Source organism: Microbacterium sp. ARD31 (genome assembly GCF_031844425.1).
On sequence record NZ_JAUZVE010000017.1, the window covers coordinates 113946 to 129506 of the forward strand.

Consider the following 15561-nt stretch of genomic DNA (forward strand, 5'->3'; position numbering starts at 1 on the left):
CGCCGGGGTCAGCTGGCCTTCTTGGCCGCCGTCTTCTTGGTGGTGGCCTTCTTGGCGGTCGTCTTCTTGGCCGCCGTCTTCTTCGCGGTGCTCTTCTTGGCGGTCGACTTCTTCGCCGTCGACTTCTTGGCGGTCGTCTTCCTGGCCGGCTTCTCGTCGGCGTCGTCGGCGTCGACCTCCTCACCGCGAGCAGACTTGGCCGCGGCCACGGACTTCTGCAGGGCGGCCAGCAGGTCGACCACCTCGCCGGAGGTCTTGGTCGAGGTCTCGGTGCGCTTGATCTCGCCGCCCTCGATCTTCGACTTCACCAGGGCCTCGACCGCGCCGGCGTAGTCGTCCTCGAACTCGGTCGCGTCGAAGTCGCCGGCGAGGGTCTCGACGAGCATGTGCGCCATCTTGACCTCCTGCGGCTTGGCGTCGTCGACCTCGACCTTGAAGTCGGGGACGCGCACCTCGTCGGGCCACATCATGGTCTGGAGGACGATCACCTCGCCGGCCTCGGTCTCGCGCACGCGGAGCACCGCGATGGTCGTGCGCTGGCGCAGGGCGACCGTGACCACGGCCATCCGGTCGGCGTCCTTGAGGGCCTGGCGGAGCAGGGCGTAGGGCTTGGCGCCGGCGCCCTCGGGCTCGAGGTAGTAGGACTTCTCGAAGAGGAGGGGGTCGATCTGCTCGCGCGGGACGAACTTCTCCACCGCGATCTCCCGCGACGACGTCGAGGGCAGCTCGGCCATGTCGTCGTCGGTGAGGATGACCATCTCGCCGTCCTCGGTCTCGTAGCCCTTGGCGATGTCGGCGTAGGCCACCTCCTCGCCGTCGAGGGAGCAGACGCGCTGGTACTTGATGCGGCCGCCGTCCTTGGCGTGCACCTGCCGGAAGGACACGTCGTGGCTCTCGGTCGCGGCATAGAGCTTCACGGGGACGCTGACCAGGCCGAAGGAGACGGCACCCTTCCAGATCGCTCGCATGCCAAGACGATAGCCGTCCACGCGGACAGCCGTCTCCACTCGTGTGGGGGAGCAGGGACGCCGGCTCGGGTGCCAGACTGACCCGCGTGCGCCCCATGCTCGCCACCAAGACCGACCGCGTGCCCACCGGCGCGCAGTGGCTGCACGAGGTCAAGTGGGACGGCGTGCGGGTGCTGGTCGACGTACGCGACGGCGTCGCCCGGATGACCAGTCGCAACGACAACAACGTGACCGCGGCCTGGCCCGACCTCAGCGAGCCGCCGCTCGGTGACCGCGACCTCATGGTCGACGGAGAGGTCATCGCCCTCAACGAGCGGGGCGTGCCCGACTTCCGGGTGCTCCAGCACCGCATGCACCTGCGCAACGCCAAGGAGGTCGCCCGGCTGGTGAGGAGCGTGCCGGCGACGCTGATGGTGTTCGACCTGCTCCGCCTCGACGGGGTCGACCTCACCGACCGGCCCCTGGAGGAGCGCCGCGCGCTGCTCGAGGAGCTCCCGCTCGGCGACTCGCGCTGGCAGGTGCCGGCGGCCTACGACGACGGCGACATGCTGTTCGACGCCACCTTGCAGCAGGGCCTCGAGGGGGTGGTCAGCAAACGACGCACCTCGCGCTACCGCTTCGACCAGCGCAGCGAGGACTGGCGCAAGCTAGCCCACCGGCACCGGGGCTCGTTCGTGGTCGGCGGCTGGCGCCCCCAGGTCGGTACGACGAACCGGCTCGCCGCGCTGCTCGTCGGCGAGCAGACCGCCGACGGACTGCACTATCGCGGCCGCGTCGGCAGCGGCATCGCCGGCGCCACCAGCGCCCGGCTGGCGGCGCTGCTCGCCCCGCTGACCAGCGACGTCAACCCCTTCGCGGACGAGGTGCCGCGCGTGGACGCCGAGGGCACCTTCTGGGTGGAGCCGCGCGTGGTCGTCGACATCGACACCCACGGCCTGGGCTACGAGCGCCTGAGGCAGCCGTCGTTCCAGGGCGTGCGGTCCGACCTGGCACCGGAGGACCTCGGATGAGGCCCCTTCTCGTGGCGCTCCCGTCGCTCGTGGCCTCGCTCGTGGCCTCGCTCGTGGTGGCGACCGCGCCGGCGGCCCACGCCGAGCCGGTCGAGCTCGGCGGGGTCCGCGTCGACCTGCGTCCCGGGACGACCCAGGTCGTCACCGTCGACCACACCCGCGGCACCCGTGCCACGGTGTCGCTGTGGCGGCTGACCGCCTCCGGCTGGAAGCGCCAGCTCACCACCCGCGACGGCCGCACCGGGTACGGCGGGCTGGTGCGCGGGGACCGGCGGGTGCAGGGCACCGGGACCACCCCGCTCGGCACCTACGGGCTCACCTCCACCTTCGGCACCCACGGGCGCGACGCGCGCGCCCGGCTGCCGCACCACCGCATCCGGCGCGGCGACTTCTGGGTGCAGGACAACGCCTCGCCCCACTACAACCGGCTGCGCAACCAGCGCGACGGCGGCTTCCGGTGGTGGCTGCCCTCCTCGCACCCCGACTCCTCCGAGCGGCTGACCGACTACCCGCGCCAGTACGAGTGGTCGATCGTCACCGACTTCAACGTCGAGCAGGTGCGCCGCCGCGGCTCGGGGATCTTCCTCCACGTCAACGGCCGCGGCGCCACCGCCGGCTGCGTGAGCGCGCCGCGGCGCACGATCCGCGCGCTCGTGCGGCTCCTCGACCCTGCCCGGGTCCCCGTGATCGGCATCGGCCGATGAGAACCACCCCACGGCGTTCTTCTCCGCCGCTGCGCTCCCCCGAACAACGCCGAGGGGACCCCGGATGAGCGAGGTCCAGGTCGACGTCGGCGGCCGCACGCTGACCATCAGCAACCTCGACAAGGTGCTCTACCCCCGCACCGGCACCACCAAGGGGGAGGTGCTGCACTACTACGCGCAGATCTCGCCGGTCCTGCTGCCGCACCTGAAGGACCGGGCCGTCACCCGGATCCGCTGGCCGCACGGCGTCGAGAAGGGCAGCTTCTTCGAGAAGAACGTCCCGGCCGGCACCCCCTCGTGGGTGCGCACGGCCGAGGTCCCGACCACGGGGTCGCGGTCGGGGAAGGGCGACGGCACCATCCGGTTCCCGATCTGCGACGACCTCGCCACCCTCACCTGGCTGGCCAACCTGGCCGCCCTCGAGCTGCACGTGCACCAGTGGACCGTCGAGCCCGACGGCACCCCCCGCAACCCCGACCGGCTCGTGATCGACCTCGACCCCGGCGAGCCCGCAGGGCTGCACGAGTGCGCGCGGGTGGCGCTGCTGGTCAGGGATGCGCTGGCCGAGCGCGACCTCACCTGCACCCCGGTCACCAGCGGCAGCAAGGGGCTCCACCTGTACGCGCCCATGCCCGACGAGGGGGACGGCGGACTGGACAGCGACGGCACCACGGCGCTGGCCAAGGAGGTCGCCGAGGCGCTCCAGCAGGAGCACCCGGCGCTGGTGACGAGCGTGATGACCAAGGCCAAGCGGCCGGGCAAGGTGTTCCTCGACTGGTCGCAGAACTCCGGGTCCAAGACCACGGTCTCGCCGTACTCCCTGCGGGGACGGGAGCGGCCCACCGTCGCCACGCCCCTGACCTGGGACGAGGTCGAGGAGGGTGCCGAGGACGAGCTGGCGCTCGACCAGTTCTCCCTGGAGCAGGTGCTCGAGCGGGTGGCGGAGCTGGGGGACGTGTTCGAGGCCTGACCCCCGGACCTGTGGGAAAGTGTCCGGATACTTTTACCTCTGGGTAGCCGGTCCGAGGAAAGGCTGTGGATCGCGGACGAAGATTCTTGACCCATGTCCCGCATCGCACTGATCCCCGTCGCAGTCATCCTGGCTGCCGGGTCCGTGGTGATCGGTTCCGGCCAGGCAGGGTCGGCCGAGCCGGCCCACACCTCGGTCTCCCAGCAGGTCGACACGGACATTCCTTCCACGACCCGCTGATCCCCCCTCTATGCTCCTAGGCATGGTGCACGACGTGCTGGTGGTAGAGGACGAGGAGGACATCGCCGTCCCGTTGATGCGCACCCTGGAGCGTGAGGGCTACGACGTCAGCCGCGTCTCGGGTGGCGCAGACGCGGTGAGCTTCGTCGTCGAGCAGGGGCCCGCCGTGGTGATCCTCGACCTCGGGCTCCCCGACATGGACGGCATCGACGTGTGCCGCAAGATGCGCTCCGGGGGATATCTGGGCGGCATCATCATGGTCACCGCCCGCGCCGGCGAGCTCGACCGGGTGGTCGGCCTCGACGTCGGTGCCGACGACTACCTCGCCAAGCCGTTCGGGCTGGCCGAGCTCCTGGCCCGCGTGCGGGCGCTCCTCCGGCGCAGTGCCCACGTCGCGGCGGACGACACCACCGTGGTCACCTCCTCGGGCCTGAAGATCGATGCCGCCTCGCGGCGCGTGCACCTCGGCGACAAGGAGATCGCGCTCACCGCCAAGGAGTTCGACGTGCTGGCGGTCCTCGCGTCCCACCACGACAAGGTGGTCCCGCGCGAGACGCTGATGAACCAGGTCTGGGACCAGAACTGGTACGGCTCCACCAAGACCCTCGACGTGACGATCGGCCGGCTGCGCAGCAAGCTCGAGGCGGCCGAAGCGGGTGAGCGCGTGGTCGCCATCCGCGGCGTCGGCTTCCGCCTGGAGACCGGCAGCTAGAGGTGCGCGAGAGGCTCACCCTCGCCTTCGTCGGCCTCACCGTGGTGCTGCTGGTGCTGGTGGGCGTCGTGCGTGGCATCTGGCTCTCGCACGAGGTCCGCGAGGACGAGCTGGACGCCCTCGGCGAGCATGCCGCGCAGGTCGCGGTGGTGTTCGACCGCCGCTTCGACGGTGGCCTGCCGGTGTCCTCGCTCCAGCTGCAGGACCTCACCAGCTCCGACATCCAGCTGACGGTCAGCCACCCCGACTCGCCCGACCTGACCGCGGTCGGGGACCGGTTCCGCGCGGACGCGCTGGGCGACCCCCTCCGCGTGACCCGCACGGTGGGGGAGACCACCGTCGTCGCGGTCCAGGGCGACGCCCATGTCCGGGCGAGCGCGCAGTCGCTGGTGACCTCGCTGCTCGGCATCATGCTGGTCGCGGTGCTGCTGGCGATCCTGCTCGGGCTCGCGATCGCCCGCCGGCTCTCGGAGCCGTTCGCCTCGCTCGCCCGCAGCGCGGGGGCGCTCGGCCGCGGCCGGTTCGACATCGACCTGCCCGAGTCGCGCATCCCCGAGGTCGTCGCCCTGGGCGCGGCGCTGAAGACCAGTGCGCAGAACCTCGAGCACGAGTTCCAGCGCAACCGCGAGTACGCCCAGCTCGCCTCCCACGCCCTCCGCACGCCGATCACCGCGCTGCGCCTCGAGCTCGACGAGCTGCTGCTCGACCGGCGGCTCGACGAGGAGACCCGGTCGTCCCTGACGCGGTGCCAGACGGGTGTGATGCGCCTGCAGGACACCATCGCCGAGCTGCTCGAGCTCGGCCGCGGCCGCGGCCTGCTGGGTCGTACGACGATCACGCTGCGCGAGCTCGCCGACACCGTCGGCCGGCGGTGGGGCGACCAGCTGCCCGAGGCGCGCGAGGTGCGTACCCGCGTCGAGGCCGGCGGCGAGCTGTCGATCATGCCCGGACCCGTCGAGCAGGTGCTGGACAGCGTGCTCGCCGACGTGTGCGCGCACGGGGCCGGCCCGGTGACGGTCCGGCTCGAGGCCGAGGACCGTCATGTGCGTCTCCACGTGTCGGGTCGCGCCCGCGACGACCTCCCGATCGAGCCGCCGACCGAGCGCACGGACGCCGCCACGGCGGCCTCCATCACCCGGTTCCTGGGCGGCACGTGGGACGGTGACGCCCTCGACGGTGGTCTGGACATCCTCCTGCCCCGGCACTGAGTTCCTCGCCGTTCCTTTACCAGCAGCACCACGAGGGCCACCATGCCCCTATGGGCACCCTGGCCTCAGGGAGTGACAGCCAGGACCTCGGGACCGCCGACTCGACCGCTCCGGGGTGGGTGCCGTACGCCGCCCTGGAGCTCCGGGTCCACGGCGTGCACGGCACCTCCCCGGCCTCGATGCTCGGGGTGAAGACGCCCCACCAGGTCGCCGGAGACGGCATCACAGGGGTGTTCCGCGCCGACGGCGACGACCTGCCGCGCCGCGCGGTGAAGTCCGGGCACGCGGTCGAGGCGTACTCGTGGGGGGCGCTCACCTCCGCGGTCAAGGGCGCGCTCGGCTGGGTGCAGCGGGTGCTGTGGCTGGGACTGCTGCCCTTCGCCCTGGTGAACCTGGCCTACTGGGCCAGGCTGCACGTCGGCACCGACACCCGCACGGGGCGCTGGGGTGCCGGTGCCGTCCGGTGGGCGGCACTGCTGCTGACCATGCTGATCGTCCTCACCACCTGCCTGATCTCCCTCGACCTGGTCGCCTGGCAGTGCTACCGCGGCGGCACCAAGAGCTGCGACGTGCTCCCGGCCCGGCTGGACTTCATGATGTTCCTCGCCCCCAGCCAGCGGCTCGCGGTGGCCTCGCTCGTCCCGCTTGCCGCGATCGCGCTGATGTGGTTCCTCTCGCGGCGCACGCTCGCCCGCTACGAGGCCTCCACCGACCCCTACGAGCTGGGCCGGGCCAAGGCCGAGCGGGCGGCCGCCGAGAAGGCACGGGCCGCGCGGACGTCCCGGACGGCCGCCGCGCCGGCTCCCACGCCCGACACCACGCCTGACGCCACGTCCACCACCGCGTCCGACACCACGTCCGACACCGCGCGCAGGTCACGGTGGCAGCGGTTCTGGGCGTGGGCCACCGGCGACGGCGAGGAGGAACAGGTCAGGGACGTGCACCTGCTGCAGCTGACCCGGTTCTGGTCCTCGACCCGCCGGACGGTCCGGCTGCAGGCGATCCACCTGGCCGCGGCGGTCGCCACGCTGATGGCGTACCTCGGGGTGCAGCAGTGGAAGGTCACGGGCACCGTGAACCCGTGGGCCCTGGCGGGATTCGCGATCCTCCTCACCTGCTTCGTCGCCGCGGCGCGGCTCCACCCGCAGGACGTGGAGTACTTCGGGCCCCGGGTCGACGAGAAGGGTCCGCACGACGCCTGGGCTCCCTGGCTGATGCGTCTGTCGGTCGTCCTGGTGCTCACCCAGCTGGCCTGGCTCGCCTCGCCCCCGGTCGGCGAGCGGTCGCGGGTCGGCTGGGACTCCACCATCGGCTGGTGGGGGCACAACCTGTGGTTCATCGGCACGTTCGTCGCCCTCTCCGTGGTCAACATCGCCGTCTTCGCGGCGGGGCGGATGCGGCCCCGGGGTGCGTTCACCACGATCGTGGCGTTCCTCCTCTTCGTGGTCGTGGCGGCATGGGTGAGCGTGCGGAAGAAGGGGGTCACGGAGCAGCTCGAGGTCGCGCTCCTCCTCGGCGGCGCCCTGTTGCTCGCCCTCGGGTTCTTCGTGGTGATGCTGCGGTGGCAGTGGCGGCAGGCGCGTCCGAGCCTGGGCCGCGGGGCCGAGGCGTGGTACGGCGGTGCTCCCGCGGTGCTGATCGGCGCGGCGGGCTGGATCGCCCTGCTGTTCACCACGGCAGCCGTGACCGGGGCGGCGGAGTACCTCAACGGCCCCGACCAGACGGTGTCCGACCTGACCTCGGACTCGAAGGCGGTCCGGGAGTCGACGGCGCCCAGGAAGGTGACCGCCGGCGCCGACGACGACACCGTCCGCCTCTCGGAGGGGGCGGTGCTGCGCGACGGCATCGTGCTGCTGCCGTTGTCGGACGAAGAGCCGGCCCGGCTCGTGCGTGGCGTCCTCGAGGTCGACCGTGCCGCGGTCCTCGTCGACGAGCTCACCAAGCCGCTGCGGGACACGGTCGTCCGCGCGGGCAGGCTGCGCCTCGAGGAGCCCGCGCTGGACCTCGTCGACACGTGCTGGGCCAGGTCGTCAGCCGCCCTGCCGGCCTCGTGCCACCCCGACACCGTGCGCTTCGAGTCGGCCGCCGAGGTGCCGGTGGGGTCGCGCGAGCTGGTGGTGGCCACGGGTGGTCGGGTGCGCCTCTCGGTCGCCGAACCGCCGACCACGCCGCTGGTGGTGCCGCAGGTCCTCATCTGGGCGCCGATCGTGCAGGTGCTCTGGGCGCTGCTCGCCGCGCTGATAGCGGTCGCGTGCTTCATCCGGCTCAAGATCGGTGTCTACGGCCCGATCAAGCGGCTGGCCCACCGCGAGCGGGTGCCCACCGAGTCGCGCAACGAGATCCGCGGCAAGCGGCTGCGGGCGGCGTACGCCCATCGTGCCGAGCGGCTGCTCGAGCTGCTGGGAGGGGTGACGGTGGCGCTGGTGCTGCTCCTGCTCTGCCTGTCCGCCACCGGCATGCCGCCCAACGTGCTGGTGAGCACGCTGTTCCCCGACTGGCGCAGCGACCTGCCGCACGTCGTCGCGAGCCTTTCGCTCTACGTCGTGCTGGGCCTGAGCGCCGGGTTCGTGCTGCTCAGCAGCTACGTCAGGCGCTCGGAGGCGACGCGCAAGGCCGTGGGCATCCTGTGGGACCTCACCACCTTCTGGCCGCGGGCGGCCCACCCGCTGAGCCCGCCCTGCTACGCCGAGCGGGTGGTGCCGGAGCTGTCGACCCGGATCCGCTGGGCGCGCCAGCAGGGAGCCACCGTGGTGGTCTCCGGCCACAGCCAGGGGTCGCTGATCGCGGCGGCGACCCTGATCAGGCTCGACGAGAAGGAGCTGGAGGACGTCCGCTTCGTGACCTACGGCAGCCAGCTGCGCGCGCTCTACGGCCGGATCTTCCCGTGCGTCCTGGGCCCGGACGTCCTCGGCTACGACCCGACCGACGGCGCGCCCAGGTTCAAGGACCCGCTGCCCGACGCCCCGCGCCTGCTGACGACGTACCACCCCCACCCGCCCGGCAAGGATCCCAAGACGCTGTGGGACCTGCTCGGCCGCGACGGGTGGTACAACTTCTTCCGCCGCGCCGACCCGCTGGGCTGGCGGGTGTTCTCCGACGAGGACTCCACCCACGACGTGGTCGTCCCGGAGGTGCCCCCGAGGCGCGCGGGAGACCCTGGCCCGACGGTGGCCACGCACAGCGCCTACCAGCACACCGTGGAGTACCGCCGCGTGGTGTGTTCCTGGCTGGGGGAGGACCTCGTGCGCGACGCCGACTGGACCATCCCGCGGGTCGAGCCGCTGCCCGAGCCCTAGCCCGACAGCTGACGGACGGCGCACCTCCCGCCGGGTGCGGTCGACGTGCAGGCGGACTCCGTAGGGTGAGCGCGTGCTCCCACTCCTCGACCGGCGGACGACCGCTCGACAGGAGGACGGAGGCACCTCCGCGCGCGTGGACGTGCTCGTCCCGGTCGTGGCGGCCGTGTCGCTGGTCGTCTACACCGTGCACGGCTTCCACGGTGCGCTCACCCGCGACCTCGGTGTCTACAGCTACGCCGGCCAGCAGGTGGCGGAGGGCGTGCCGCCCTACCTCGGCATCCTGAACCGCGCCGGTCCGCTCGCGCACGTGCTGCCGTCCGTCGGCGCGCTGGCCGCACGCGCCGGCGGCTGGGACGACGTGGTGTCCATGCGGGTCTTCTTCATGCTGCTCGCCACCGCGAGCGTGTGCGTCACCTACCTGCTCGGGCGCGACCTGTTCCGGTCGAGGGTGACCGGCCTGGTCTGCGCCGGCACGCTGCTGTCCTTCCACGGCTTCATCCAGTACGCCTCCAACGGCCCGCGCGAGAAGACGCCGATGGTGCTGTTCATCCTCCTCGCGCTGTGGGCGGTGAACCGGCGACGCTGGGCCACCGCCGGCGCGTGCACGGCGCTGGCGACGCTGTGCCTGCAGACCGCCTTCTTCGGCACCATCGCCGCCGTCGTGGTCGGCGTGCTGCTCCTGGCGCACGGCGGACGGCTGCGGGCGCTGGTGCGCGTCGCGCTGGGCGGGCTCGTGCCGGTGGCGGTGCTCGCCACGTGGTTCGCGCTCGCGGGCTCGCTGCGGGCCTCCGTCGACGCGTTCTACTGGATCAACCGGCGCTACACCGTGCCCAACCCGGTGCGCGAACGGCTCGACGCGGTCTGGCTGGACCTGCACGAGGCCTACGGCGCCACCGTCTGGCTGATGCTCGTCGGCGCCGCGGCGCTGGCGGCGTACTCGCTCGCTGTCGTCTCGCGCCGCGCCCGTGCCGCGGACCCGGCCGTGCTGGTGCTGCCGGCGATGACGGCCGGCCTGGTCGCCGGCCTCGCGTGGACCCTCGAGGACTACGACGCCTGGCCCGACCTGTTCGCGGTCCTCCCGTTCGCCGCCGTCGGCGTCGGCGGTGCCTATGCCCTCGCCGCCCGCCTCCTGCCCTCCCGGGCGGCGGTCGGGCTGGCCGCCGTGCTCGTCGCCACGACCCTCGGCCTCGCGCTGGAGTACGCCGTGTCGACGCGCGACCACACGCTCGACGAGCAGCGCCGCGCCACCGCCGACGTGCTCGCCCAGCTGCCGCCCGGCGCCACCATCACCTCCATCGAGGCCCCGCAGCCGCTCGTGCTCACCCGGCGCACCAACCCGACCCGCCACCAGATGTTCCGCAGCGGGCTGCAGGACCACCTCGAGGACACCTGGCCCGGCGGGCGCGCCGGCTTCGAGCGCGCCCTCGTCGCCGACGGCCCCGACCTCGTCGCGGTCGGGGAGACGGTGTCACGTCGGTGGCGGGACTCGCTGCGACCCGACTACGTGTACGTCGGCAGCGCGCCGCAGTGGGACTGGTACGCCCGCGCCTCCCTCGGCGAGCCGGCCCTCGCCGACCTGCGCACCGCGGCCGGGTTCGACCCCGCCAGCAGGTGGAACGAGCCCGAGGTGCCGTCCGGATGACGCGCTCGCTCCGCACCCCGGTCCTCCTCGCGGCCGGCTCGGTGGTGAGCGGGCTGCTGGCCTACCTGCTGTTCGCGCTCGTCACGCGGGGGCTCGGTGCGACGGTGGCGGCGCCGGTGTCGGTGCTCTGGACGATCTGGGCGCTCGCGGGCGCGGCGTTCTCGTTCCCGCTGCAGCACTGGATCACCCGGTGCGTCGTCGCGGGCGAGGAGGGCGACGTACGGCGCTCCGCCGGCCGGGTGGCCGCGCTCGTCGTGGTGGTCGCCCTCGCCCTCGGCCTGCTGGCCTGGGTGGCGCGGAGCCGGCTGTTCCACCGTGACGACGCCTGGTTCCCGGCGCTGGTGGTGTTGGTCGTGCTCGGGTCGGCCGCCGTCGGCGTGCTGCGCGGCGGTCTCGCGGGTCGCGGCCGGATGGCCGCCGTGGCCGGGACCCTGGTCGCGGAGAACGCGCTGCGGTGCGTGCTCGTCGGCGGGCTGCTCCTGGCCGGCGTGCACGACCCCGTGGCCCACGGCCTCTGCCTGGTCGCCGGATCGCTGGTCGCCGCCTGGCCGCCGGCCTGGCGCTACGGAGACACCGGCGCGGGGCAGTCGCGGCCCCTGGCGTTCCTCGGTGGCGCGGCGACCGGGCAGCTGGCCGGCCAGGGCGTGCTGACCGGGGGAGCGGTGCTGGTGGCGCTGCTCGGCGGCACGCCCGCCGAGGTGACCGCGATGTTCGCCGCCCTGGCGCTGTTCCGGGCGCCCTACATGGTCGTGCTCGGGGTGCTGCCCCAGGTGACGCAGGTCGTGACCGGGCACGTCGTCGCGGGGGCGGGCGAGGCTCTGCGACGGCTGGGCCGCGCCTGGCTGGCCTCCACGGTCGTCGTCGTACCTCTCGCGGTGCTGGTCGGCGCGCTGGCGGGACCGGCCCTGCTGCGCGCGGTCTTCGGCAGCACCGTCGAAGTCAGTACGACGACGGCGGCGCTGGTCGCCGCGGGCTGCGCGCTGGCGCTGGTGAACGTCGTGGCGATGGTCGCCGCCCTGGCCCAGGACCGGGCCGCGGGGGTCGCGGCCGCGTGGGGGACCGCCCTGCTGCTGGGAGCGGTGACCGTGGTGGTGCTCTCCGGGAGCGCCGCCGTCGAGCGTGCGGCGACCGCGTTCCTGGTCACCGAGGCGGCTGCCACCGTCGCCCTCGCGGCCGTCGCGGCGGCCGCGCTCAGGACGCGGCCGGGTCTCCCGGCCTGACCGCCGCGACGAACACCGACGACCCGAACGGCACGTCGGCGCGGGCGAGCACCCGCGACTCGGCCCGGCACACCGCGGTCAGGGCCCGGTCGAGGCCGGGGGAGACCTCCGGCAGGCGCGAGTCGCCCTCCGGCGGGGTCCGCAGCCGCCGGCGTACGCGCTCGGCGACGAAGAGGGGGAAGACGCCCCCGAAGGCGTACGTCGCCCGCACCACGCGCGTCCCGGTGCGCTCGACGAGGCCGACCAGCTCGGCGCGGGTGTAGCGCCGGTGGTGACCGGCCTGCACGTCGTGGTCGGACCAGGCCCACTGGTAGGCGGGCACGGAGAGCAGCAGCCGGCCGCCCGGGGCGAGCACGCGGACCAGCTCGGACACGGCGCGGGCGTCATCGGCGCAGTGCTCGACCACGTCGAAGGCCGACACCACGTCGAAGGTGCCGTCGGCGAACGGCAGCTCGGTCGCCGACCCCACGACCCCCTGCCCCGGGACGAGGCCGTCGGGGAAGAGGTCGAGGCTGACGTGCTGGTGGGTGCCCTGCATCCAGCCGACGCTCGGCGCGTCGGCGCTGCCCACGTCGAGGCTGCGCCGTGGCGCACCGAGGTGCGGCCCCATCACGGCACCGAGCAGGTCGGCGCGGGCCCGGTGCCACCAGTAGCCGTCGCGGTGCAGCGACGAGGAGCCCGGCTGGCCGGCCGCGGGCGCGCTCACCGGTCGGGAAGGGTGGTGGTGGCGGCCTCGAGGAACGTGGCCACCACGCGGTCCAGGTCGGCGTCGGTCAGGTTGTTGTGGAACGGCAGCCGCAGCAGCCGCTCGCTGACGTCCTGCGCCACGGGGCACTCGACCTCGCGCGCGGCGAAGGCACGCCCGGCCTCGGAGGCGTGCAGCGGCTGGTAGTGGAAGGTCGCCTGCACGCCGGCCTTGCGCATCAGCTCCAGCACGTCGTTGCGGCGGTCGCGGTGCGGGAGCAGCACGTAGTACATGTGGTGTGCCGGGGTGCGGTCCTCGGGCACGTGCATGAGCTGAACGCCCAGCTCCTCGGCGTGGGGCGCGAGGGCGGCGGCGTACCAGTCGTGCACCCGCTTGCGCTTGGCCTGGATGGTGTCACGCACCTCCAGCTGGGCGAGGAGGTAGGCGGCGAGCACGTCGGCCAGGCCGAAGGACGAGCCGGTGTCCTGCCAGGTGTACTTGTCGACCTGGCCGAGCATGAACGCCTGGCGGTTGGTGCCCTTGTCGTAGAGCACGCGGGCGCGGTCGACGTCGTCGGGGTCGTTGAGCAGCAGGGCGCCGCCCTCCCCGCACACGAAGTTCTTCGTCTCGTGGAAGCTGAGGGTCGCGAAGCGGCCCAGGCTGCCGAGCGGCTCGTCGCGGAAGGCGCCGAAGAGGCCGTGCGCGTTGTCCTCGACGAGCGTGACGTCGGGCCAGTCGGCGAGGACCGCCCGGATCCCGTCGACGTCGCACGCGACACCGGCGTAGTGCACGATCACGACCGCCCGCACGTGCTCGTCCATCAGGGTCGCGAGATGGGCGGGGTCGATGCCCAGCGTGCGCGGCTCGATGTCGCAGAACACCAGCCCGGCGCCCTGCCGTGCGAAGGCGAGGGCGGTGCTGGTGAAGGTGAACGACGGGACGATCACCGTGTCCCCGGGCTGCAGGTCGAGCAGCATCGCGGAGAGCTCGAGGGCGGCGGTGCACGAGGTCGTCATCAGCGCCTCGGCGGACCCGGCGTCGGCCGCGAGGACCTCCGCGGCCCGGCGCGCGAACTCGCCGCCGGAGGCGGGGTGGCCGCCGCGGATCGCCTCCTGGACGTAGTCCAGCTCGCGCCCTTCCACCGCCGGGAGGTTGAACAGGACGTCCGTCACCACGGCAACCGCCTTCCCAGCTGCGCGGCCAGGGCCTCGTTGCTGTGCTCGAAGTACTCCTGCAGGGTGCCCAGGAACGCCTCGCCCAATACGGGCCGCTCGCCCTCGCTCGCATTGACCGGCCCGGGCTCCGGGGGCGGCGCCAGCGCCGGGTCGACGCCCAGCGCCTCGAGGAGGCCACCCAGCACGGCGGGGTCGGCCAGCAGGTCCTCGAGGAGGACGACGTGCACGTCCGCGCCGAACGTGGCGAGCCACGGCGCGAGGTGGTCGGCGTACCGGCCGCGGCGGAGGTAGGCGAAGGGGGAGACCGACGTGCGGTCGGGGTCCCAGGGCTGCTCCTCGACCAGGTCGGCGCGCAGTGCCGTCTCGAGGTCGCGCGTCTCGAGGCCGTGGCCGGTGCTGAACCGCCAGTGCGACACCGCCCGCTGCACCGGGTCGCGCAGCAGCACCACCACGTGCGGGTCGCCGAGCACCGCCGCCGCCCGGGCGGGTGCCTGCGGGTCCTCGAGGTAGCTGGTGCTCTTGTCGACCAGCACCCGCTCGTCGCGGGCGTGCGCGAACCACGTCCGGCGGTACCACTCGGCGCCGCGCGCGGCCAGCGCCTCGTCGCAGAAGACCTTCGGCTCGGGGCGGGCCGGACGCGCCAGGGTGACCTGCGGGTGGGCGTCGAGCGCGGTCGCGAGGTACGTCGTGCCGCACCGCTGGGCGCCGATCACGAGGGCGTGCCGGGAGGAGTGGTCCGTCACGAGCCGACGCGCTCCGTCACGTGGTAGGTCCGCACGACGCTCACGGCGTCGAGCGTGCGAACGACGTACTCGCCGAGCATGGAGAGCAGCATGATGACCACGCCGTTGAGCACGGCGAGCAGCACCGCGATCGTCGTCCACCCCGGCACGGCCGAGTCCACGAACAGGGCGCGGACGAGGTAGAAGAGGCCGAGCAGGAAGCTCGCGGCGGCGATCACGAAGCCGACCGCGGCGGCCGCGCGCAGGGGGAACACCGAGTAGCTGAACAGGATCGCCAGCACCAGCGACAGGATGCGGCGCATGCCGTAGTTGCTGGTGCCGACGGCGCGCGGGTCGTGGCGCACCAGCACGTCGGCGGGGTTGCTGGAGAACATCAGCGCCTGGCCCGTGATGTAGGGGTGCGCGGTCCGCGACGAGCAGATCCGGTCGACGACGTCGCGGCGCAGGATCCGGTAGTTCGAGACGGCGAGGTCCGGCGGCTGCTCGAAGACGCGGCGGTTGACCGCGCTGATCAGCTTGCTGCCGAGGCGGCGGTAGCCCTTGGCCTGCTTGCGCTCGAAGCGCCCGAAGACGACGTCGTGGCCCTCGAGCGCCTTCTCGATGAGGATCAGCGCCTGGTCGGGCGGGTTCTGGAGGTCGTCGTCCATCGTGATGACGTAGTCGCCGGTCGCCTCGCGCATCCCGGCGAGGTTGGCGTGGTGCTGGCCATAGTTCTTCAGCAGGTTGAGCGCCACGACGTTGGGCGAGCGACGCGCGCGGTCGGCGATCACGTCCCAGCTGCCGTCGCGGCTGCCGTCGTTGACCAGCACGACCTGGTGGCGCAGGCCCGCCTCCTCGAAGACCGCGGTCACCCGGTCGATCGTCTCCCCGACCACGCCGGCGCTGTTGTAGACCGGGATCACGACCGAGTACGTCGCCTCCGCGGCGTCGTCGCGGAGGGGCGTGGCCGGCGCGGGGGCGGCGTCGTGGTCGCTGCGCACCGCTC

General features: G+C 73.1%; 14 protein-coding genes. 9 read left to right on the top strand and 5 right to left on the bottom strand.

Annotation, left to right across the window (positions count from 1 at the left end):
- Positions 1-8 precede the first annotated feature (8 nt).
- On the bottom strand, positions 9-968 hold the full coding sequence (locus Q9S36_RS29300) for a Ku protein (protein ID WP_311288355.1): 960 nt from the start codon (positions 966-968) through the stop codon (positions 9-11).
- 95 nt (positions 969-1063) lie between these two features.
- Here Q9S36_RS29300 and ligD (Q9S36_RS29305) point away from each other — a divergent pair, with 95 nt between their 5' ends.
- The 9 genes from ligD (Q9S36_RS29305) to Q9S36_RS29345 all read left to right on the top strand — a co-directional run bounded on the left by ligD (Q9S36_RS29305) (position 1064) and on the right by Q9S36_RS29345 (position 11973).
- A complete protein-coding gene (gene ligD, locus Q9S36_RS29305; protein ID WP_311288399.1) occupies positions 1064-1978 on the top strand; it encodes a non-homologous end-joining DNA ligase in 915 nt (304 codons plus the stop codon).
- Entirely contained in the window at positions 1975-2682 is a 708-nt protein-coding gene (locus Q9S36_RS29310; protein ID WP_311288356.1) for a L,D-transpeptidase family protein, read from the top strand. Before ligD (Q9S36_RS29305) ends, Q9S36_RS29310 begins: the two co-directional genes overlap by 4 nt.
- Positions 2683-2746: 64 nt before the next feature.
- Positions 2747-3652, top strand: a complete 906-nt coding sequence (gene ligD, locus Q9S36_RS29315) for a non-homologous end-joining DNA ligase (protein WP_311288357.1) — start codon at positions 2747-2749, stop codon at positions 3650-3652.
- Positions 3653-3745: 93 nt separating this feature from the next.
- The gene (locus tag Q9S36_RS29320; protein WP_311288358.1) at positions 3746-3892 is read left to right on the top strand and encodes a hypothetical protein; all 147 of its coding nucleotides are present in this window, start codon (positions 3746-3748) and stop codon (positions 3890-3892) included.
- Between the two features lie 22 nt (positions 3893-3914).
- A complete protein-coding gene (locus tag Q9S36_RS29325; protein ID WP_311288359.1) occupies positions 3915-4604 on the top strand; it encodes a response regulator transcription factor in 690 nt (229 codons plus the stop codon).
- Between the two features lie 2 nt (positions 4605-4606).
- Positions 4607-5812 (top strand): histidine kinase dimerization/phospho-acceptor domain-containing protein, encoded by a 1206-nt coding sequence (locus Q9S36_RS29330; protein ID WP_311288360.1) that lies wholly within the window; start codon positions 4607-4609, stop codon positions 5810-5812.
- Positions 5813-5862: 50 nt separating this feature from the next.
- Complete coding sequence (locus Q9S36_RS29335; protein WP_311288361.1) at positions 5863-9108, top strand: hypothetical protein; 3246 nt, start codon at positions 5863-5865, stop codon at positions 9106-9108.
- A 73-nt stretch (positions 9109-9181) separates the two neighbouring features.
- Positions 9182-10753 carry a glycosyltransferase family 39 protein gene (locus Q9S36_RS29340; RefSeq protein ID WP_311288362.1) on the top strand — a complete coding sequence of 524 codons (1572 nt, stop codon included), beginning with the start codon at positions 9182-9184 and terminating at the stop codon, positions 10751-10753.
- Positions 10750-11973, top strand: a complete 1224-nt coding sequence (locus Q9S36_RS29345; RefSeq protein WP_311288363.1) for a hypothetical protein — start codon at positions 10750-10752, stop codon at positions 11971-11973. Before Q9S36_RS29340 ends, Q9S36_RS29345 begins: the two co-directional genes overlap by 4 nt.
- Here Q9S36_RS29345 and Q9S36_RS29350 read toward each other — a convergent pair.
- From Q9S36_RS29350 to Q9S36_RS29365, 4 genes are read right to left on the bottom strand one after another with little or no spacing between them, the layout of a single operon-like run.
- Positions 11945-12679, bottom strand: a complete 735-nt coding sequence (locus tag Q9S36_RS29350) for a class I SAM-dependent methyltransferase (RefSeq protein ID WP_311288364.1) — start codon at positions 12677-12679, stop codon at positions 11945-11947. The genes Q9S36_RS29345 and Q9S36_RS29350 overlap by 29 nt on opposite strands.
- The gene (rffA, locus tag Q9S36_RS29355) at positions 12676-13833 is read right to left on the bottom strand and encodes a dTDP-4-amino-4,6-dideoxygalactose transaminase (RefSeq protein ID WP_311288365.1); all 1158 of its coding nucleotides are present in this window, start codon (positions 13831-13833) and stop codon (positions 12676-12678) included. Before rffA ends, Q9S36_RS29350 begins: the two co-directional genes overlap by 4 nt.
- Positions 13827-14576, bottom strand: coding sequence for a sulfotransferase (locus tag Q9S36_RS29360; protein ID WP_311288366.1), 750 nt, complete (start codon positions 14574-14576; stop codon positions 13827-13829). Before Q9S36_RS29360 ends, rffA begins: the two co-directional genes overlap by 7 nt.
- Positions 14573-15556 (bottom strand): glycosyltransferase, encoded by a 984-nt coding sequence (locus tag Q9S36_RS29365; protein ID WP_311288367.1) that lies wholly within the window; start codon positions 15554-15556, stop codon positions 14573-14575. Before Q9S36_RS29365 ends, Q9S36_RS29360 begins: the two co-directional genes overlap by 4 nt.
- Between the last annotated feature and the right edge of the window lie 5 nt (positions 15557-15561).

Bases quoted from the DNA above. Each gene is read 5' to 3' on its own strand.
- Q9S36_RS29300 (WP_311288355.1), bottom strand. From the start codon at position 968: ATGCGAGCGATCTGGAAGGGTGCCGTCTCCTTCGGCCTGGTCAGCGTC.
- ligD (WP_311288399.1), top strand. From the start codon at position 1,064: ATGCTCGCCACCAAGACCGACCGCGTGCCCACCGGCGCGCAGTGGCTG.
- Q9S36_RS29310 (WP_311288356.1), top strand. From the start codon at position 1,975: ATGAGGCCCCTTCTCGTGGCGCTCCCGTCGCTCGTGGCCTCGCTCGTG.
- ligD (WP_311288357.1), top strand. From the start codon at position 2,747: ATGAGCGAGGTCCAGGTCGACGTCGGCGGCCGCACGCTGACCATCAGC.
- Q9S36_RS29320 (WP_311288358.1), top strand. From the start codon at position 3,746: ATGTCCCGCATCGCACTGATCCCCGTCGCAGTCATCCTGGCTGCCGGG.
- Q9S36_RS29325 (WP_311288359.1), top strand. From the start codon at position 3,915: ATGGTGCACGACGTGCTGGTGGTAGAGGACGAGGAGGACATCGCCGTC.
- Q9S36_RS29335 (WP_311288361.1), top strand. From the start codon at position 5,863: ATGGGCACCCTGGCCTCAGGGAGTGACAGCCAGGACCTCGGGACCGCC.
- Q9S36_RS29345 (WP_311288363.1), top strand. From the start codon at position 10,750: ATGACGCGCTCGCTCCGCACCCCGGTCCTCCTCGCGGCCGGCTCGGTG.